Below are 19,277 nucleotides of genomic sequence, written 5' to 3'. Positions count from 1 at the left end.
ATAGTTTATATATACATGATAGATTATTTTCTGATTCCTAGTTTTTCGATCAGTGCACGGTAAGCTTGCAGGTTGTGCTTGCTCAGGTAAGTTAACAAGCGTTTTCTTTTACCTACCAGTTGCATTAATCCGCGGTGAGTAGAGAAATCTTTTTTGTTAGCTTGCAAGTGCTTTGAAATTTGACTAATGCGCTCTGTTAAAAGAGCAATTTGGCCCTCGATAGAACCTGTATTGGTAGCGTTTCCACCAAAGTCTGCGAAAATTTTTGCTGTCTTTTCTTTTGTTAAATACGGCATCTCAATTTCTTTTTAAAAAAACATCCGATTAAAAATTCTTAATTAATTTGGCTGCAAATGTATAACAATTAAATTAAACGGCCATATTAATACCCAATTTTTAGCTATAATTGCATAATAAGACTAGAAACTCTTTCGAAAGGACCATATTTCTTTAATAATCACTTTTTTAGCCCCGTTTCTCAATAATCACACTACATTTACACGTTTAGTTACAATGAGTTAACAGATTTACACATGGTAAAATTCGGTTTAATTGGTTGCGGGAACATCAGTTCCAGGCACGCAGAGCAAATGGTACGCGTGGGCAAGTTGCAGGCGGTCTGCGACATTGTTCCTGAAAAAGCGCAGAAACTGGCAGATAAATATAATTGCAAAGCCTATTCTTCGGTTACAGAAATGCTTAAGGCTGAAAAGCACCACCTGGATGTTGTTTCTGTTTGTACGCCCAATGGCCTGCACGCAGAACATTCAATTGCCGCATTAAAAAAAGGCTATCATGTGCTTTGTGAAAAACCAATGGCTATTTCTGTTGCAGACGGACTTTCGATGATCACTACCGCTGATGAAACCGGAAAAAAGCTTTTTGTGGTGAAATCTTCTCGTTACAATCCAGCCATCATTTCCCTTAAAAATGCATTGGAAAGCAATGCTTTAGGTAGAATTTGCAGCTTCCAGCTAAATTGTTTCTGGAACCGCCCTCCTGCTTATTATGAAAATAGCTGGAAAGGCTCCGCCGACCTGGATGGAGGAACATTGTTTACACAATTCAGCCACTACCTCGACGTTCTTTGCTGGATGCTGGGCGATTGCAAAAATGCTTCCGGCATAAGAAAAAATTTCACCCACGGAGAAAGCATTTCCTTTGAAGATACCGGCAGCGTTGTTTTGGAAATGAAAAATGGAAGCATCGGGGGCATCAACTGGTCAATCAATACATTCAGGAAAAACATGGAAGTCTCACTGACGATTATCGGTGAAAAAGGTATTGTGAAATTGGGCGGAGAATACATGAACACACTTGAATACCAATCGATTGAAAATAGTACACTTGAGATTGAAGGTTCTGATAACCCTGCTAATGACTATGGATTTTATCGTGGTTCCATGAGTAATCATGATAAAGTTTATGACAATCTTATAATGGCGCTGAAAGATCCGGCACACCCATTCGTGAATGGAAATGACGGGTTAAAAACAATTGAATTGATCCGGATGATCTACCAAAATGCGCCTTTGGTATGATTAGTCAATATTTAATTACAGATAAAGAATTATCTTTTGTGCAACAACCCGTTTTAGTTGCATAAAGATGGATGTAACAAAAGTGCAACCCAACACTAACGATACTGGAAATTTCTACGCCGGTCCGCTGATCAGTGTGATCATTCCCGTCTTCAATGCTTCGCAAACCATTGAGCGCACTCTTGCATCAATCGAAAATCAGACTTACAAAAATTTTGAAGTAATACTGGTAGACGACGGCTCTACCGATGATAGCAGTACAATAATTACACGTTATATCGCTGCCGGAGAATCTTCTTCAAATATTTCTTATCGTCTTCTTCATCAGACAAACAAAGGTGTTTCAGCTGCGAGAAATGCAGGCCTGCGTAATGCAACCGGCGTGTTGCTTGCATTGCTTGATGCAGATGACGAATGGCTTTCGGATAAAACAGAAAAGCAACTCAATATTCTGCAAAACAATCCACACATTGACCTCATCGGAACTAATTTTAACGACGGCGTCATTTTTTTACCCGGTTATGCAAAAACAAAAAAATCGTATCCGGTAACCTTGAAACAGTTGCTGTATAAGAATTTCTTTGCAACGCCAACTATTATTTTTAAAAGAGAGATTATAGAAAAAGATATTTTTTTCGATGAGGGCATGAAATTTATGGAAGATCAAAATTACTGGATGAGAATATGTCTCGCCGGATTCTCGTGCGCCTTCCTGAATGAAAATCTCGTAATTGCTGGCAATGGCAAACCGCCATTTGGACACGCAGGTTTGTCCTCGAACCTTCCCGAGATGGAAAAAGGAGAATTGTATAATCTCCGGCATGTTTATAAAAACAATGGGATAGGTTTTGTGGAATATAATTTTTTAAAAGTCTTTTCAACTTTAAAATTTTTTAGAAGATTATTCATTTCCAATTTTAGAAAGAATGTGTAGATATTTTTTGAATAAAGGCTGAAAGCTATGTTAAATCCATGCTTTCACAACACTTGCTAAACCTTTTGTTTTTGGCTCTGTTAGTATATTGAGAGGCTTTACTAATACAACCGGAACGGCTCAGTCAACTACGAATGGAATAGAAGAGAAAATAATTTCCTTTTACTAAACGTTATTGGCACTTCGTGGAGAAACACTTACATATGGTTTGTCTTGATGTCCCCTACCCTATGGACAATGGCGGAATGTTCGACTTATTTTGCAAAATAAGGGCCCTTCATGATATTGGCATTAAGGTTCACTTACACTGTTTTGAATACGGTCGTGGCGAACAATCTGAATTAAATAAGTATTGCGAAGAGGTTTTATATTACAAACGAGCCAGTGGCCACAAAGGCTTTTCCGTTAGTATTCCATACATCGTTGCATCAAGGCGATGCGAGAAACTGCTTGCTAACCTGCTAAAGGATGACTATCCTATCTTGCTGGAAGGGGTTCATTGCACTCATCATATATTCAACAACCTGATGCAGGATAGAAAAATATTGCTGCGTCTTCACAATGTTGAATCTGACTACTACTATCATTTGTACAAGCATGAGAGATTTCTTCCCAGGAAATTATATTACTACCTGGAAAGTAAGCTGTTGAAGAATTATGAAAGAAAGGTGGCGCAGCAGGTTCCCATTGTTGCGCTTGCACTGAAAGATGCGGCTACATACAAAGAAAGTTTTCACGCAAAAGATATAAACTATGTGCCTCCATTTGTTCCTTTTACGGATGTTAAAAGCGAAGAGGGCCTGGGCACGTTCTGTCTTTATCATGGCAACCTGAGCCGTGCTGAAAATGATAAAGCAGCAAGATGGCTGATAAAAAATGTTTTCAACAAAATTCAAAAGCCTTTTATCATCGCGGGGAAATATCCAGGTGCAAGGTTGAAAAGACTCGTTCAGGTAAACCCGCATGTGCACCTGGTGGAAAATCCTGATGAAGCTGAAATGCAGGACCTGATTGCAAAAGCTCAGATCAATATATTGCCGTCGTTTAATGGAACGGGCTTCGAACTGAAACTTTTAAATGCGCTTTTTAATGGACGGCACTGTGTTGTAAACATTCCGGCGGTGGAAGATACCGGCATTGAAGAAACCTGCCACATTGCAACAGATGAGAACAGCTTCCGTAAAATAATTTCGCAGCTGTACTACAAACCATTTTCTGAATCTGAAATACAACTGCGAAAAAAATTATTAGCAGCTTTTAATAACAATAAGAATGCTGAAGCGCTTGTAAGATTGATATGGTGCAACGCGTAATGCCCAATCCAAAACGCTACTTAGATTGAAATAGTGGCGTTGTCTTCTACCCTTCCTCTTTCTGTTTTTAAAGTACGTGCAGGATATTTTGAAATAACAATATAATCATGCGTCGCCATGATGATGGCTGTACCGTAGTCGCGGCAGATGTGGAACAAAAGCTGCATGATCTCATCAGATGTTTCGGGATCAAGGTTTCCCGTCGGCTCGTCGGCAAGGATCAATTTCGGAGAGTTCAGCAAAGCCCGTGCAATATCTACTCTCTGCTGCTCGCCGCCACTCATTTCAAAAGGCATTTTAAACCCTTTGCTTTTCAAACCAACTTTATCCAAAACATCAGCGATTTTTTCATCCATCAATTTTTCATCTTTCCAGCCCGTTGCACGCAATACGAATTTCAGGTTGTCGTTTACATTTCTGTCTGTCAGCAATTGAAAGTCCTGGAACACAACGCCAAGATTACGACGCAGGAATGGCACTTTTTTCCAGTCCATCTCTTTCAGGTTAAAACCTACAACCGTACCATTTCCCTGTTTCAATTGCAGATCGCCATACAATGTCTTAAGTAAACTCGATTTGCCGGTTCCTGTTTTACCTACCAGGTACACAAACTCACCCTTGTTTACTGTTACATTCACATCTTCCAAAACCAGGTTATCACCCTGGTAAATATTCGCGTTGGTTATTTCTACAATTTTATCAGACATAATGATTTATTCTATTTTAACCTGTTTAAAACAAAACTAATTAATTCTAAGGTTTTTAAACCACTTCGTTACTAAATACAAAAAAGATACCTCAAAGGGTATCTTTTTATACTAAACGATAAAATAATTTATTTAGTGCCGGCCACTATATAATTTTCCGTTCTTTCAATTTCACCATTTCTTCTATGAACAATCATCTGAGTATGCTTACTGCGAGCAATATTGCGAGCAATAGATATAGCTTCTGTTTTTGAATCGGTAATAACAGTGAATGAGGTTGCTTTTGAAGCTTTCACTACCCAACCGTTGCCCAAAGGAAGCACATATTGAATATCATTTTTCAAAGCTGAACGAGATGTCTTCATCATGTAAAACTAAGTTATTTGTTTTAAAATAATGCCAGCTGCGGTCATAAACTCTTGAGCTTTCTTTGCTGTCCAATGTTGTCTTTGATAACGTCTCTCCGGATTCCAGCAACACACTAAAAGCCATTCAGCATAACAGAATCTAACGATTCGCGCCTCAGCACCACTGAATTTTATTAAATCGACCAATTTATGATTTCTAATTTGTCTTATCTGACTAAGTGTTATCCCGGTCCTTAAAACGTTAAATGCAGCTAGTTGACTAGCATATTGTTGCATTTCAGCTGACGTTTCCGGAAATCCATTACTAAAGCATAAGGTCTTGCTTAATTTTCTTTTAAAACTAAATTCGAGCGCATATCCCATCATGTATACAGCACCGTTATACCGCTGATTTTGCATTAAAGTTTCAGCATCTTTTAACTTCTCTGTGGCAAGATACTTAAGTGTATGTAAACCAATCATAATCGCGGGCAAAACTAAGTAACCTTTGTGATAAAACGCCTTGACATTTCGCTACTATTTACTAACTAAAGAACACAAACGCCAACACTATCGACGTAATAATTCCCACCAGATCTGCCAGCAACATCGCGGAGATGGAATAGCGTGTATCTTTTACAGCGACTGCGCCAAAGTAAACTGCAATTACATAAAATGTAGTATCGGATGAACCTTGTAAAACGCAAGATAAGCGTCCAGCAAAAGAATCCGGGCCGTGATTGGTCATCGTAGCGATCATCATGCCGCGGGCACCGCTTCCGCTTAATGGTTTTATTAAAGCCGTTGGCAAACCGTCTACAAATCTTGTATCGACATGCATCGCGGTAAACAAACTTTTCATTCCGTTGATGATGGCATCAAACGTTCCGCTGGTATTGAGCAAGCTGATTGCGACCAACATTCCTACTAAGTAAGGAATGATGCGAATAGCCGTTTCAAAACCTCCTTTTGCACCGTCAATAAATGCATCAAACACGTTGATTTTTTTATAAACACCACCGATGACAATTAAAAGGAAAATGGTAAGAATTAAGCCATTACTGATCACACTTGAAAAAGACTGTACGCCTTTAAAATCCAAGGTTCGCAAATAAATTACGAGGACGGCGATCAATGCAGACAAACCACCAACCCACGCCAGTATTACAGGCTGTAGCAGATTTATTTTTTGTTTAAAGGAAACAATAATCATCGCAGCCAGTGTCGCCGCAAAAGTGGCGATCATACAGGGTACAAAAATATCGGTTGGATTGGCAGCTTTCAGTGCAGACCGTGCCGCGATGATACTCACGGGAATCAATGTTAAACCCGATGCATGCAAACAGAGAAACATGATCTGCGCATTGGAAGCCCTTTCTTTATTGGGATTTAGCTCTTGTAAGCTTTCCATTGCCTTTATGCCAAAAGGTGTCGCAGCATTATCAAGGTTTAATAAGTTGGCCGAAAAATTCATGATCATGTGGCCCATAGCCGGATGATCTTTGGGTAACTCTGGGAACAATTTTGAGAAAAATGGGCCGATCAATCTCGATAAAAACCTTATTCCGCCTGCCTTTTCCGCAATGGCCAAAAATCCCATGAACAGCGCCATGATACCAATAAGATTCAAACAAATATTCACCGAATTGAGACAGGTCTGAATAATGCCGTCGGTTTTGCGCACTAACTTTTTCCCCACTTCTTTATAGGTAAGCAGTTTTGCTTCGGGATATAAAGCCTGCAATTTGCGAATCGAATCTGATTGCAGTTGATTTGAAATAATCACGTTTGGCGCATGCGCCGAATCACTGTCAACATATCCATAGTTTGCAATATTCTCCGAAAACTTTTTTCGCGAAGCAGCTTCGGTCATTGCCGGCTCGCCCATAGTAGCATAGTAAACAGTTTCATAAGCATCACTCGATTTTCCCACCACCATTCGGCTGAAAATATCTTTGTCCTGTAGCCCAAAATACTTGAATGCTCCTACCAGAACCGCAACTATTATGAATGCCGACCATATCCTGCTTAATGCCATGAATTAATTTGAAAATTTGAAAATATGAGAAAGCCTAATATGCAAATTTGAAAATGTGCTAATTTGAAAATGCTTTCTGTGTAAAATGCCAATATACGACTGAATTACCTGATATGAAACGAGTTATTTCAATTTTATTATGTCAAAGGAGTTCAAAATGCATTCATGAAGCGGCTGTTCCATTTTCAAATTTTCAAATTTTCAAATTTTCAAATTAGCAAGCTATCTTTGCGCCCCGGATAACGGGCTTAATACATTTAAATTAATAAACATATATAATCATGGGATTGAAAGCAGGGATTGTAGGATTACCAAATGTTGGAAAATCTACCTTGTTTAACGCAGTTAGTAACAGTGCAAAGGCTCAGGCCAGCAACTACCGTTTCTGTACCATCGAGCCGAACGTAGGTTTGGTAGATGTACCTGACGAAAGAATCACCAAGCTGGAGGAACTGGTTAAACCTAACCGCACTGTGCCTACGCAAATTGAAATCGTTGATATCGCGGGTCTTGTTCGCGGTGCGAGCAAAGGCGAAGGTCTGGGAAATAAATTCCTGGCAAATATTCGTGAAGTAGATGCGATCGTTCACGTGATCCGTTGTTTCGAAGATGAAAACGTTCTTCGTGATGAAGGAGCGATCAATCCGGTTTCTGATAAAGAAATCATCGATACAGAATTGCAGTTGAAGGACCTTGAAAGTGTTGATAAAAAATACCAGCGTTCTGAAAAACTTGCTAAAACAGGCGATGCCAAAGTAAAAGCTGAGTTCGAAGTGTTGAAACGCTGCAAGGCGCATCTTGAGCAGGGAAAAAGCATCCGTTCACTGGATTTAAGCAAGGAAGATAAAGCAGCTATTGCAGATCTGTTCCTTTTAACAGAAAAGCCAGTGTTGTATGTTGCAAACGTTGATGAGCCTTCTATGCATACGGGAAACAAATATTCACAGGCATTACAAGCTGCCGTTGCTGACGAAGATGCAAAGGTGATTGTCATGAACAACTCCATTGAGGCGCAAATTGCCGAAATGGAAAATGCCGATGATCGTGAATTGTTCATGGGTGAATATCACATGGAAGAACCTGCTTTGAACAAGCTGATCCGCTCTACGTACAGCCTGTTGCAATTGCAAACTTACTTTACTGCCGGTGTGCAGGAAGTTCGCGCCTGGACGATCCACGAAGGTTGGAAAGCGCCGCAAGCGGCAAGTGTGATCCACACAGACTTTGAAAAAGGTTTTATTAAGGCTGAGGTTATTGCGTACACCGACTTCGTAACGCTGGGTTCTGAAGCTGCCTGCCGCGAAGCGGGTAAATTAAGAATTGAAGGCAAGGAATATATTGTGAAGGATGGCGATGTGATGCACTTCCGCTTTAACGTTTAGTTAGTTGAAAATTGAAAATGGGTCTCCAGCTCAGCTTCACTCAAATATTTAAGCAGCACGATTTGTGCTGCTTTTTTTATTTAAAGAACATTCCGCATAAATGCATTTTCAACTTTCAACGTTCAATTTTCAACTACACTAAGTATGCTCCTGTAACCTCTCCTCCTTCCACCTCCACAAAAATGTGCTCCTGCAAAGTGGTAGCGAGTGAAACGCCCACATAATCTGTGTTTACCGGATAAACTTTATGCGTTCTTTCAACTAAAGCAAGGGTTTGAATTTTTTTAGGATGATATTGTAGAAAAGGCTTTAGTGCGTACAACATCGTTTTTCCGCTATTGGCTACATCGTCTACAACAATGATAACTGCATCATCAAAATTTTCTGTGCTGCTGATTTCTATTTCGCCAGGATTTCTTTTATCAAGATTCAGTTCTATTACATCAATGTCACCGGGAAAAATCGACTGCAATAATTTCCTGAGATAATGTGCCATGGCAACACCGTTATCTTTTATGCCGGCAAGGATGAGGCGCTTCTCTCCCACATTTTGCTCCGCTATCTCATAGGCCATTCTTTCCAGCTTTTTTGTTGCTATCTTTTTATCGAGGATATAATTTTTCTGTTCGCCCATTATTATTGAATTGAAAGTGGAAAATTGAAAGTTGAAAGTTAAGGAAATCTATTTTGACATTAATGGCTTAGAAATTCAAATCAAAAAAATCATAACAAATCTTGACAATCTTGAAAATCTACGTTCTTTCTCATTTTCAACTTTCAATTTTCCATTTTCAATTATCTAAACTAATTTCGGGCACGTAATCAAAAACTCGCCATGCACATTTTTCAGCAAATTGCTTTTGTGGTCATTTTAGCTGTTGCCATCTGGATGTTCAGCAAAAGAATATCTGCAATCCGAAGAAATATATTGTTGGGCAAAGATGAATCCTACAAAGACCACCCTTCCGATCGCTGGAAAAATGTGTTCCTGCTGGCTTTCGGACAAAAAAAGATGTTCCGCAACCCTCCTGTAGCAATTCTACACTTCTTTGTATATGCCGGTTTCATCATCATCAATACCGAGGTGCTTGAAATATTGCTGGACGGTATTTTTGGAACGCACCGTCTTTTCGCGGGTTTTCTCGGCAGTTTTTACGGTGTACTGATCAATGGTTTTGAAATTCTGGCTGTTCTTACAATTATCGCCTGTGCAACTTTCCTGATCCGCAGAAATATCATTAAGCTGAGACGTTTTATCAGTCATGATTTGGATGGCTGGCCACGTAGTGACGCGAACTACATTTTGATCACGGAGATCATTTTGATGATATTGTTCTTAAAGATGAATGCATGCGACACTGAGCTTCAGATTCGCGGCGTAGCACATTTTATAGAACACCCAACCGGCAATTTCATTTTCTCTCAATACCTGCATCCATTATTAAATGGCTTCAGCGACAACACGCTTATGGCATTTGAAAGAATTTGTTGGTGGTTACACATTGTAGGCATTTTGGCTTTTCTAAACTATCTACCTTTTTCAAAACATTTACATATTCTGTTGGCATTTCCGAATGCGTATTATGCACGTTTAAAACCAGAAGGCTATATCAAAAATATGCCCGAGGTGCAAAATGAAGTGTTATATGCGATGCAGCCTGAACTGGCTCCTGCAGACGCGGCACCTCCTGCAAAATTCGGCGCGAAAGACGTCACAGATCTTAGCTGGCGCAATTTACTGGACGCCTATTCCTGCACGGAATGCGGACGTTGCACAGCGGCTTGTCCGGCCAACCAGACAGGCAAACTCCTTTCTCCGCGTAAGATCATGATGGATACACGCGACCGTATTGAAGAGGTTGGTAAAAACATCGATGCGAATGGTGAGTTTAAAGAAGATGGAAAAACATTACTCCACGATTACATCAGCGTTGAAGAACTAAGAGCATGTACCACCTGTAACGCCTGCGTAGAAGAATGTCCTGTGAGCATCAGCCCGCTTGAAATTATTATGGAACTGCGACGTTCTCTGATCATGGAAGAAAGCAATGCTCCACAAGAGTGGAACGGTATGTTCAGCAATGTAGAAAATAACTTTGCTCCATGGAAGTTCTCGCCGGATGACAGGGATCATTGGGCAGTAGAGAGCTAGGGACCAAGAACTAGGAATTAGAAATTAGTTGGTCTTCGATATATTGGAGACTTGTAGATAGGATTATCAATGTTATGAAGTGAGCATTGGTAATCCTATTTTGCTTTTGTTGCGTCGCACCCTTCAACGGTTGAATAGGATTGAGCGAACGCGCTCTTCGAAGCTTCCAGCTTCGGAGCAATATTCCATCGCCTGTGGCGATTATTTGTTGCCAGAGGCAACAGAATAGTGCTGCGAGGCTACAAGCCTTGCAGAGCACCTAAACCATCTTCCCCTCAAACCTTTTCAACAAAAACATTCCCAACGCAACTGTACCACAAATAATACTAATCACCCACCACAGCGTACGAAACCCTGCATACTGCGCCACCTGCGAGCCTAATGCCGGCGCGGCAATCTGCGCACTTGACCATGCAATGGTATACAATGCCGCATAACTGCCTCTGTTGTGAGGTTGGGTTCGTCCAATCCAATAGCTGTTCATAAACGGAAGACATTGTATTTCCCCTAACGTTATCAACGCAGTAGTAAAAACGGCGACTATAAAAAGTGATGGCAACACATTCAGCAAAATATATGCAAGCCCAATGCAAAGAATGCCATTGGTAATATAAAATAGATTGTGGCGTTTGCCTTCTATTTTATGAACAAGAATCATCTCAATAAACGCAATGATCAATCCGTTTTCCGCCATTAACAACCCGATCTGCTGTTCTGTAATTTTCCATTCTGACTTGAGGTAAACAGGTTGCATACCGAACAACTGTAAAAAGCAGGTTGCAAAAACGATGGTTAAAATAATGAACGTAATGTATACCTTATCACGATAAGGGGATGATATTGCTGATTGCTGTTCGTGGGAGGTTTCATGTTTTTTGTAATCTACTCTCGGCAATATCTTTAACATCAGCAAGGCTGCGAAAATATTTGTGCAACCATCCACCCAAAACAATAAATGATAATTGTGCCCGGCAAGAAATCCTCCCAATGCACCACCAACGGACCATCCGAGATTGATGGCAAAACGATTCAGTGAATAAGAACGGGTCCTATTTTCTGGCGAACTGTAAAACGCAATGGCCGTAGAATTTGCCGGTCGAAAAGATTCATTGCAAAAACTAAGAATAAAAACACCGATACAAAGCGAAAGAAATGTTGTAAGAAAACCAATCACCATAAATAACAAACCGCCGCTCACCAATGCAGTTATCTGCACAGGATAAAAGCCCATCTTATCAGTGAGCTTGCCCCCAATAAATGCTCCCGCAATAGCGCCCAATCCAAACAGACCCATTATGATACCAGCCTGCGTTAATGTAAAGTGTAATTTCTGCGTAGCATAAATCGTCATGAAGGGAACAACCATCGTTCCACTCCTGTTAATCAACATTACAAGCGAAAGACACCATGTAGATCTGGAAAGGCCCTTATAAGCATCACGATAAGTCTGAACAGCAGTTGCTAGCATAGCTGCAAGTTAATTTGAAAATATGCTAATTTGAAAATTTGAAAATGAGGAAGAACGCAGATTGTCACGATTGTTATGATTTTTTCTATTATCCTTTTGTTCTTTGCTGGCGAATTCCTCAAAAATAAAAGCCTCCGAAGAAAACTCTCCGGAGGCTTTACTATTAATCTTAATAAATCATTACAATCGTGACAATCTGCGTTCCATCTCTCTCATTTTCAAATTTTCAAATTATCACATTTCTTCTTGGTAACCATCATTGGTCTGTCTCTTCTCTCTGCCACTCTTAATGTCCTGTAAACGTTTTTCAGGATATGCAATGCGGCTGATCAATACGAACAACACAGGAACGGTGAAGATGGCAAATAGCGTGGCTGCTATCATACCGCCCAGTACCGTATAACCAATTGTTTGCCTTGCAACAGCACCGGCTCCGTTGGAGAACACAAGTGGCAATACACCCAAAATGAAAGCCAATGATGTCATCAGAATTGGACGCAGACGAATCCGAACAGCATCCAATGTGGCCGACACGATGGGGATGCCCACATCTACCCTTTCTTTCGCGAACTCAACGATCAGAATGGCGTTTTTGGCCGCGAGACCAATCAGCGTGATCAAACCAATTTGCGCATATACGTTGTTGCTTAAAGATTTCGTAAAGGTCAAAGTAAGAATCGCACCGAACGCACCTAGTGGTACCGCCAGCAATACTGAGAATGGCACGGACCAGCTTTCATACAATGCAGCAAGGAACAGGAACACGAAAATTACCGACATCGAGAAGATGATTACCGTACTTGATCCTGCATTGATCTCCTCCCGACTCAAACCGGAGAACTCGTAACCGTAACCATTCGGCAACACCTTTGCAGCCACTTCTCGCAATGCCTGGATGGCGTCTCCACTGCTGTAGCCGGCTTTTGAATCACCGTTGATCTCCGCAGAACGGAAAAGATTATAGTGGCTGATCATCGGCGCACTTTCAACAACCTTGTAGTTAGTAACCGCACTTAACGGTACCATGGCGCCAACCTGGTTGCGAACATAGTATTGCTGCAGGTTTTGAATATCGCCACGATATAAAGTATCGGCTTGCGCCAATACGCGGAAACTTCGTCCATAAGCGGTGAAGTCGTTCACATAGCGGCTTCCAAGGAATGTTTGCATAGTTGAGTACACGTCACTAATAGATACACCCATACGCTTCGCTTTCTCCCTGTCCACATCCACCTGGTAACCGGGAGTGCGTGCAGTAAAGAATGAAAAGGCTCTTGCGATCTCCGGACGTTTGTTTGCTTCCATTAAAAAGTTCTGAAGCACTTTTTCAAAAGCCTTGATATCGTCATTACTTTCACGCTGTTGCAGGATAAAGCTGAAACCACCTGTATTACCCAGACCCGGAATGGCCGGCGGCGGAATTACGATGATATTTGCTCCCTGTATCGACGCAAATTTTTGTTGAAGTTTTGCAATAAGTGCATACAATTGCTGTGATTTATCTTTCCGCTGATCCCACTCTTTTAATTGTGTAAACACCGTACCGCTATTGGATTTGGAAGCAAACGTAATGGCGTTCAAACCACCTAGCGCCGCATAGTGCTTCACTTCGGGCACATCTTTCAAAATGTTCATTACGCTATCAAGTACTGCAAGGCTTCGCGTTGTTGAAGCGGACTCTGCCAACTCAAAAGTTATGTACAAACGGCCTTCATCTTCTGTAGGAATGAAGCCCGTCGGTTTGTTTTTAAACAGCAAGAATGCTCCCACGAAAAGACACAACAGCAACATTACCACATATCTTGATCCCTTGATTGCTTTTCTTACTCCCAATGTATAGTTCAAACTTGTTCTTCTGAACCACTCATTGAATTTGAAGAAGAACTTGTCCAAACCTTTAGAGTTTTTATCAAGGTGTTGAGGTTTCAACATAAGTGAACACAATGCCGGAGTAAGCGTAAGGGCCACAAACGCGGAGATTACAACAGAGATTGCGATGGTGATCGCAAATTGCTGGTACAAACGACCCACGATTCCCGGAATAAATCCAACCGGAACGAATACCGCAGCAAGGATCAGAGCGATGGCAATTACCGGACCGGAGATGTCCTTCATCGCACGATGTGTCGCCTCTTTTGCGTCAAGCCCTTGTTCGTCAATGTAATGTTGTACCGCTTCTACTACCACAATAGCGTCATCCACCACAATACCAATGGCCAGTACGAATCCGAAAAGCGTCAATGTATTAATTGTAAAGCCGAGTGGTATGAAGAATATAAACGTACCTATGATCGCTACAGGAATGGCCAGAACGGGAATGAGTGTTGCTCTCCAGTTTTGAAGAAACAAATACACCACTAAAATAACCAGTGCAAGAGCGATCAACAAAGTTTCAATTACCTCGTCGATTGATACTTTCACAACGGTTACAGATTCAAAAGGAACTACGTAATCAACATCTGCAGGAAACGACTTTTTAAGGTTGTCCATTGTTTTCACAACGCCATCAGCAGTCTCAAGGGCGTTACTTCCGGGAGCCTGATAAACGAGCAAATAAGAAGCTCTTTTACCATCAACGAAAGAGTTACTTGTATAGCTGAATTTGCCCAATTCAACACGTGCAACATCTTTGAGGTAAACAATGGATCCATCTTTTGGATTCGTGCGGATGATAATGTTTTCAAACTCCGACGTCTTGCTGATGCGGCTATTACTGAACACCGTGTATTCAAAAGCCTGCACAGAATGTTGCGGAGGTCCGCCGATAGAACCTGCGGCCACCTGCAAGTTTTGCTCCTGCAAGGCTGCAATTACATCAGTTGCTGTGAGGCCAAGATTCGCCATTTTGTCGGGCGCCAGCCAAACACGCATACTGAAGTCGTCCGCACGGGTGAAGATATCACCCACCCCTTTTGAACGCAGCAGGGCATCTTTAATGAAGATGTTGGTATAGTTGTCGATAAAAGAAACGTTGTGTGTTCCTTTTGGTGAATACATCGCTACCAGCATCAAAATGCTCGGGTTACGTTTTCTAACAGTAAGGCCCAAACGTTTTACGTCATCAGGCAGTTGTGGAGTGGCAATACCTACACGGTTTTGCACGTCCAAAGCTGCGATGTCAATATTTGTACCCAGTTCAAAGTTTACATTGATAGTAGTACGGCCATCACTGGTACTGTTACTTTGCAGGTATGACATACCCGGTGTACCATTGATCTGTACCTCTACAGGCGTTGTTGTCGTTTGCTCTACCGTTTGTGCATCGGCACCTGTATAGCTACCCGTAACCTGCACCACAGGTGGTGTGATATTCGGGTATTGACCTATCGGCAGCGTGATTAACGCAATCACTCCCACCAACACGATTACAATAGAAATTACAATCGCTGTTACCGGTCTTTTTATAAAAGTATCTGCAATCATATTATGTCTGTTGATTCTTGAAAGTCAAAATTCAAAAGTTAAAAGTCAAAAAAACGAACCGACATCCCCTATCACTTTTTGAATTTTGATTTTTTACTTTTTACTTGAAACATTAATGAGCCTGTGATTTAGCTGCAGTGGAATCACCAATGTTTGCGGGCTTTACTACCGAGCCTGGTCTTAACTTCTGCACACCTTCCACTACAATCTTGTCGTTCAAATCAAGACCTTTGTTTACAATTACTTTATCGCCAACATTTTTACCAAGTGATACTTTGCGTTGTTCCACTTTGCTGCTATCCCCCACTACATATACAAAGTACTCACCCATTTGCTCAACCACTGATTTGTAAGGGATAACAATACGTTGACCTTCGCTGCCATTCTTAACACGCACAATGCAGCTCATCCCAACTTTAAGAACGTCCAGTGGATTTTCAAATTCCAACCTTACTTTCAAAGTAGCGGTTTGAGGATTAACAGCTCTGTCCATTACACTGATCTTACCGGGATATTTGTAACGCATGCCATTGGCACTTGCAATAGTGAATGTTGAATCAGACAGATTTTTATCGATCAATCCAACAAAAAACGGCACTTGTTTTTCATCAATGTTAAAGTCCACAGCTATTGGATTGCTGGTAGAAATGACGTTCAATATTGTACTGCCTGGGGAAACTAAGGCACCTTTTTTCACTTGTGAAAAGCCAATAGTTCCATCCATCGGAGAAGTGATCACAGAGTAACGAAGGTTCGCGCTCAAGCTGGCAACATTCGCCTGCGCCGCTGCTACCTGCATTTTTGCAGCTTGCAAATCTGCTTCGGCATAGTCTACTTTTTGTTTTGCGATTGCGTCTTGTTTCAACAATTGGTTATACCTGTCTGCATCTTTCTGCGCTTTATCCAAAGCCGCTTTTGCCGAGTTCAGGTTTGCAACCGCCTGGTCATAACCTGCCTGGTACTGCTGCTGGTCGATAGTGTATAGCTTTTGTCCTTTTTTTACTTTTTGTCCATCCTGGAAGAAGATGCCCGTGATATAACCAGTTACCTGCGCTCTCACTTCCACTTCATTTAAGGAACTAATCACACCAGGATATTCATCAAAGTATGTTGCGTTTCCTTCCTTCACATTATCAACCACTACAGGAACGGGGGGAATAGGTGCAGCCTGTTGTTGCTTGGGTTTACAAGCGGTGAACATTACTATTCCAAATACAAAAACATACAAACAGTGAATGGTTTGCTTTATCATATATCCGAATGTTTATCTTTTAAAAGTTTGATTATTGTATAAGTCCCAATGCCCTGTCTACATCTATTTTGCTTGAAAGCACTTCAAACAGTGCATTGAAATAATTTAGTTGAGCCGTACGCAAATCCGACTGCGCTACAATTACCTCGAGGTATGTTTTGATACCTTCTTTGTATTGCAGATCTATGATGTTGTACACATCATTTGCCAGATCCATGTTTTCTTTCAGCACCAGATAGTTATTCATATTTGCCTTGTACACCGCAATTGCTGTGGTATATTCAGTGTTGATAGATTTTTTCAACGCAAGGAAATCCCAATCCATTCGTTTCAATTCCAGTTCAGCCTGACGCACCTGGTGAATTCGTTTCGTTCCCTGGAACAGAGGCACTGCAACGGTTAAACCAAATAGTGAATTTGGATAATCTGTACTGTATAGTTTTGCAAACTCGTCGTTTTGATACACCAGGTTATAATTACCAAATGCTCCCACACTCGGCAGGAAACCCCATTTGTAATACTTGAGGTTCGCTGTCTGAAGCCTTTGCTGTGTCTTCAGCAATTGATACTCTATTCTGTTGTCGTAGTTGATTCCGGCGCTTGTATCGACTATTATTTTTTCTTCAAGCTTCGATTTGTCTGCCTGAATCGCAATGTTGACTGTGCTGTCATACCCCATTTGTTGTTTGAGATATTCATATTTTGCCTTTATGCCCTGCTGACTGGAGAACAGTTCTGCTTTAGAATTATTAAGGGAAATAATGGCACGTTTGTAATCCGTTTTGTCGGTAAGACCAGCATTGAACTGACTGTACGCATCCTTCAAACTCTTGGCGAGCCTTTCAGTGTCTGCCACCAACACTTCAATTCTTTTTTGTGAAAGCAATACATCATAATACGCTCTGCTGACATTTGCGACCAGGTCTATTTTATAACCCGTAGAATTTTGTCTTGCTTGCGTGCGTACATCATTCGCTGTGCGTGAAGCCAGCAAAACATCTCTGTTGAAAATGCTTTGATTAAGAGAAAATCCCAGTGTGCTGGTGTTTGGCGCGCCAAATTTAACCGGTTTTTTAACTCCGTTGGCATCGGGAACCAAAGACACAGGAAGCTGTGTATAATGCTGCAGGTTGTAGTTGAAATTTACCTGCGGCAACCAATCAGCCAATGCCACTTTTACCTGCTCATTAGCAATATCAATATCCATGTTTGCCTGCTTATAGGCAGGCTGATGTCTTAATGCATATTGAATACATTCATCAAGATCAAACCGTGTGCTGTCTGTAGTTTGCGCGTTTATTCGAAGAACTGAGATAACCAGGAAAACCCATAAAAGTCCTGTTTCTTTTTTTTTCATATATCTCATCAATGATTTAAATTTTAAGAATGAAATCCTATACTGATCCTGGGCTTTGCCGAAAATCGATTTGCAGAAATAAACGGCAAAGAACCAAAATCAACATCTCATTTCTATATTAACTTATTGATTTTTAGAAACTTTACTGTACAAACTTTAAAAAATACGCAAAAGTCGACAGTTGTTGGATACTAGTTGTCAGAAGGAAATAACACAGCAAGCCTGACGACGAAAAACCATCGACTAACAACCAAAAATTATGGCAAGTAATGAAACCCAGGTAAAACCGTACGGAACCCTAAACGGCCATCGAATGTATTTTTTTCCTGACGCGAACCATTTGTAAAATCACTGCGACAAAAATCAGGAAAACACCCACATAGAATCCGTTGCTCAGGTATTTGTTTTCATGGAACAGAAAGAAAGCCAGCAATATTCCGTAAACAGGTTCGAGGTTATAAGTAAGGTTAACTGTAAAGGGTGAAATATCTTTTAGAGCATCTAAAGATATATAAAAAGCCAACACTGTACATAACCAGCTCAATATGAGCAGCCACAGCCAATCGAGCCCTGCAGGAAGTGAAAACCCAATTTGTGAGGCCGATAAATAGAATGGCATTACGCAAGTCAGAACAACAAAACCTCCGCTCAACTCATATAGTGTAACCGTTCCTGAATCATGTTTTCCAAGCAGCTTCTTATTAAGTATCGTGAACAATGAAGCCAGAAAAGCAGCTACAATTCCAAAAATGATCCCAACCTTATACTGAATATCAAAATGAAAAATAAGCGCAATACCTCCTACGGAAACCATTCCGAGCAATACCTCCTGAAAAGCTATTCTTTTTCGCAGCAAAATTGGTTCCATTAACGCAGAAAAGAATCCCATGAGTGAAAGGCAAACCAGCGATACGGAGACATTTGCATATTTGATGCTTCCGTAAAAAGCCACCCAATGTGTCGCCACAACCGCGCCCACTCCCACCATTTGCAAAAGATCTTTAAAAGATACGGGAATGATCTTTTTCCGGAAGGCATATATCACCCACAGCGTAACCACAGTTATCAGCATGCGATACCAAACCAGCAATGATTCATTAAGTGAAATCAGTTTTCCCAGAATACCGGTGATCCCGGCAAGGAAAACGGCTATGTGTAGTTTTATAAATGCACCCTTCATAATTGAGGTTGCAAAGATGGGGGAAAGATTTTGACAAAGAACGCAGATTGTTAAGATTGTGATGATTGGTAGTGATTTCTTTAAAAAACACCTACTAGAATCGAAGATGTACGAGTACGATGCGCAAAAGTCATTGGGAAGTAACTCCTCAATGTATTCCGTACATCATATCTGCATATATCT

Annotated in this window: 16 protein-coding genes; 5 read left to right on the top strand and 11 right to left on the bottom strand. The window is 41.0% G+C overall.

The window, feature by feature from the left end; translation table 11 throughout:
- Nucleotides 1-23 precede the first annotated feature (23 nt).
- Nucleotides 24-296: a 30S ribosomal protein S15 gene (gene rpsO / locus QJ048_RS04640; RefSeq protein WP_282333160.1), complete on the bottom strand. Its 273-nt coding sequence runs from the start codon at nt 294-296 to the stop codon at nt 24-26.
- A gap of 237 nt (nt 297-533) precedes the next feature.
- Between rpsO and QJ048_RS04635 the strand changes: the two genes are divergently transcribed.
- From QJ048_RS04635 to QJ048_RS04625, 3 genes are all read left to right on the top strand, one after another.
- Nucleotides 534-1,541: a Gfo/Idh/MocA family protein gene (locus tag QJ048_RS04635; protein ID WP_282333159.1), complete on the top strand. Its 1,008-nt coding sequence runs from the start codon at nt 534-536 to the stop codon at nt 1,539-1,541.
- A 67-nt stretch (nt 1,542-1,608) separates the two neighbouring features.
- Nucleotides 1,609-2,475 (top strand): glycosyltransferase family 2 protein, encoded by an 867-nt coding sequence (locus QJ048_RS04630; protein ID WP_282333158.1) that lies wholly within the window; start codon nt 1,609-1,611, stop codon nt 2,473-2,475.
- A 185-nt stretch (nt 2,476-2,660) separates the two neighbouring features.
- Complete coding sequence (locus QJ048_RS04625) at nt 2,661-3,788, top strand: glycosyltransferase (protein WP_282333157.1); 1,128 nt, start codon at nt 2,661-2,663, stop codon at nt 3,786-3,788.
- 20 nt (nt 3,789-3,808) lie between these two features.
- On the opposite strand, the gene QJ048_RS04620 is transcribed toward QJ048_RS04625, so the two are convergent.
- From QJ048_RS04620 to QJ048_RS04605, 4 genes are all read right to left on the bottom strand, one after another.
- Nucleotides 3,809-4,495 carry a cell division ATP-binding protein FtsE gene (locus QJ048_RS04620; protein WP_282333156.1) on the bottom strand — a complete coding sequence of 229 codons (687 nt, stop codon included), beginning with the start codon at nt 4,493-4,495 and terminating at the stop codon, nt 3,809-3,811.
- A 128-nt stretch (nt 4,496-4,623) separates the two neighbouring features.
- Nucleotides 4,624-4,863 (bottom strand): DUF2188 domain-containing protein, encoded by a 240-nt coding sequence (locus QJ048_RS04615; protein ID WP_282333155.1) that lies wholly within the window; start codon nt 4,861-4,863, stop codon nt 4,624-4,626.
- A gap of 6 nt (nt 4,864-4,869) precedes the next feature.
- Nucleotides 4,870-5,325: a hypothetical protein gene (locus tag QJ048_RS04610; protein ID WP_282333154.1), complete on the bottom strand. Its 456-nt coding sequence runs from the start codon at nt 5,323-5,325 to the stop codon at nt 4,870-4,872.
- 61 nt (nt 5,326-5,386) lie between these two features.
- The gene (locus QJ048_RS04605) at nt 5,387-6,880 is read right to left on the bottom strand and encodes a nucleoside recognition domain-containing protein (protein ID WP_282333153.1); all 1,494 of its coding nucleotides are present in this window, start codon (nt 6,878-6,880) and stop codon (nt 5,387-5,389) included.
- A 281-nt stretch (nt 6,881-7,161) separates the two neighbouring features.
- Between QJ048_RS04605 and ychF the strand changes: the two genes are divergently transcribed.
- On the top strand, nt 7,162-8,262 hold the full coding sequence (gene ychF, locus QJ048_RS04600) for a redox-regulated ATPase YchF (protein WP_282333152.1): 1,101 nt from the start codon (nt 7,162-7,164) through the stop codon (nt 8,260-8,262).
- Nucleotides 8,263-8,395: 133 nt separating this feature from the next.
- Here the strand turns inward: ychF and QJ048_RS04595 are convergent, their stop codons facing one another.
- On the bottom strand, nt 8,396-8,896 hold the full coding sequence (locus QJ048_RS04595; protein WP_282333151.1) for a phosphoribosyltransferase family protein: 501 nt from the start codon (nt 8,894-8,896) through the stop codon (nt 8,396-8,398).
- A 201-nt stretch (nt 8,897-9,097) separates the two neighbouring features.
- On the opposite strand from QJ048_RS04595, the gene QJ048_RS04590 reads away from it, so the two are divergent.
- Entirely contained in the window at nt 9,098-10,414 is a 1,317-nt protein-coding gene (locus tag QJ048_RS04590) for a 4Fe-4S dicluster domain-containing protein (RefSeq protein ID WP_282333150.1), read from the top strand.
- Between the two features lie 259 nt (nt 10,415-10,673).
- On the opposite strand, the gene QJ048_RS04585 is transcribed toward QJ048_RS04590, so the two are convergent.
- The 5 genes from QJ048_RS04585 to QJ048_RS04565 all read right to left on the bottom strand — a co-directional run bounded on the left by QJ048_RS04585 (nt 10,674) and on the right by QJ048_RS04565 (nt 19,094).
- On the bottom strand, nt 10,674-11,882 hold the full coding sequence (locus QJ048_RS04585) for an MFS transporter (RefSeq protein ID WP_282333149.1): 1,209 nt from the start codon (nt 11,880-11,882) through the stop codon (nt 10,674-10,676).
- Between the two features lie 234 nt (nt 11,883-12,116).
- The gene (locus QJ048_RS04580; protein ID WP_282333148.1) at nt 12,117-15,305 is read right to left on the bottom strand and encodes an efflux RND transporter permease subunit; all 3,189 of its coding nucleotides are present in this window, start codon (nt 15,303-15,305) and stop codon (nt 12,117-12,119) included.
- Between the two features lie 112 nt (nt 15,306-15,417).
- Nucleotides 15,418-16,557, bottom strand: coding sequence for an efflux RND transporter periplasmic adaptor subunit (locus tag QJ048_RS04575; protein WP_282333147.1), 1,140 nt, complete (start codon nt 16,555-16,557; stop codon nt 15,418-15,420).
- A gap of 31 nt (nt 16,558-16,588) precedes the next feature.
- Entirely contained in the window at nt 16,589-17,914 is a 1,326-nt protein-coding gene (locus tag QJ048_RS04570; RefSeq protein WP_282333146.1) for a TolC family protein, read from the bottom strand.
- Between the two features lie 298 nt (nt 17,915-18,212).
- Nucleotides 18,213-19,094, bottom strand: a complete 882-nt coding sequence (locus QJ048_RS04565; RefSeq protein ID WP_282333145.1) for a DMT family transporter — start codon at nt 19,092-19,094, stop codon at nt 18,213-18,215.
- Nucleotides 19,095-19,277 lie beyond the last annotated feature (183 nt).

Source organism: Pinibacter soli (genome assembly GCF_029961145.1).
GTDB classification, from domain to species: Bacteria; Bacteroidota; Bacteroidia; order Chitinophagales; family Chitinophagaceae; genus Pinibacter; species Pinibacter soli.
The sequence above is the reverse complement of the archived record's forward strand: the minus strand, read 5'-3'. Positions and strand labels throughout refer to the sequence as shown.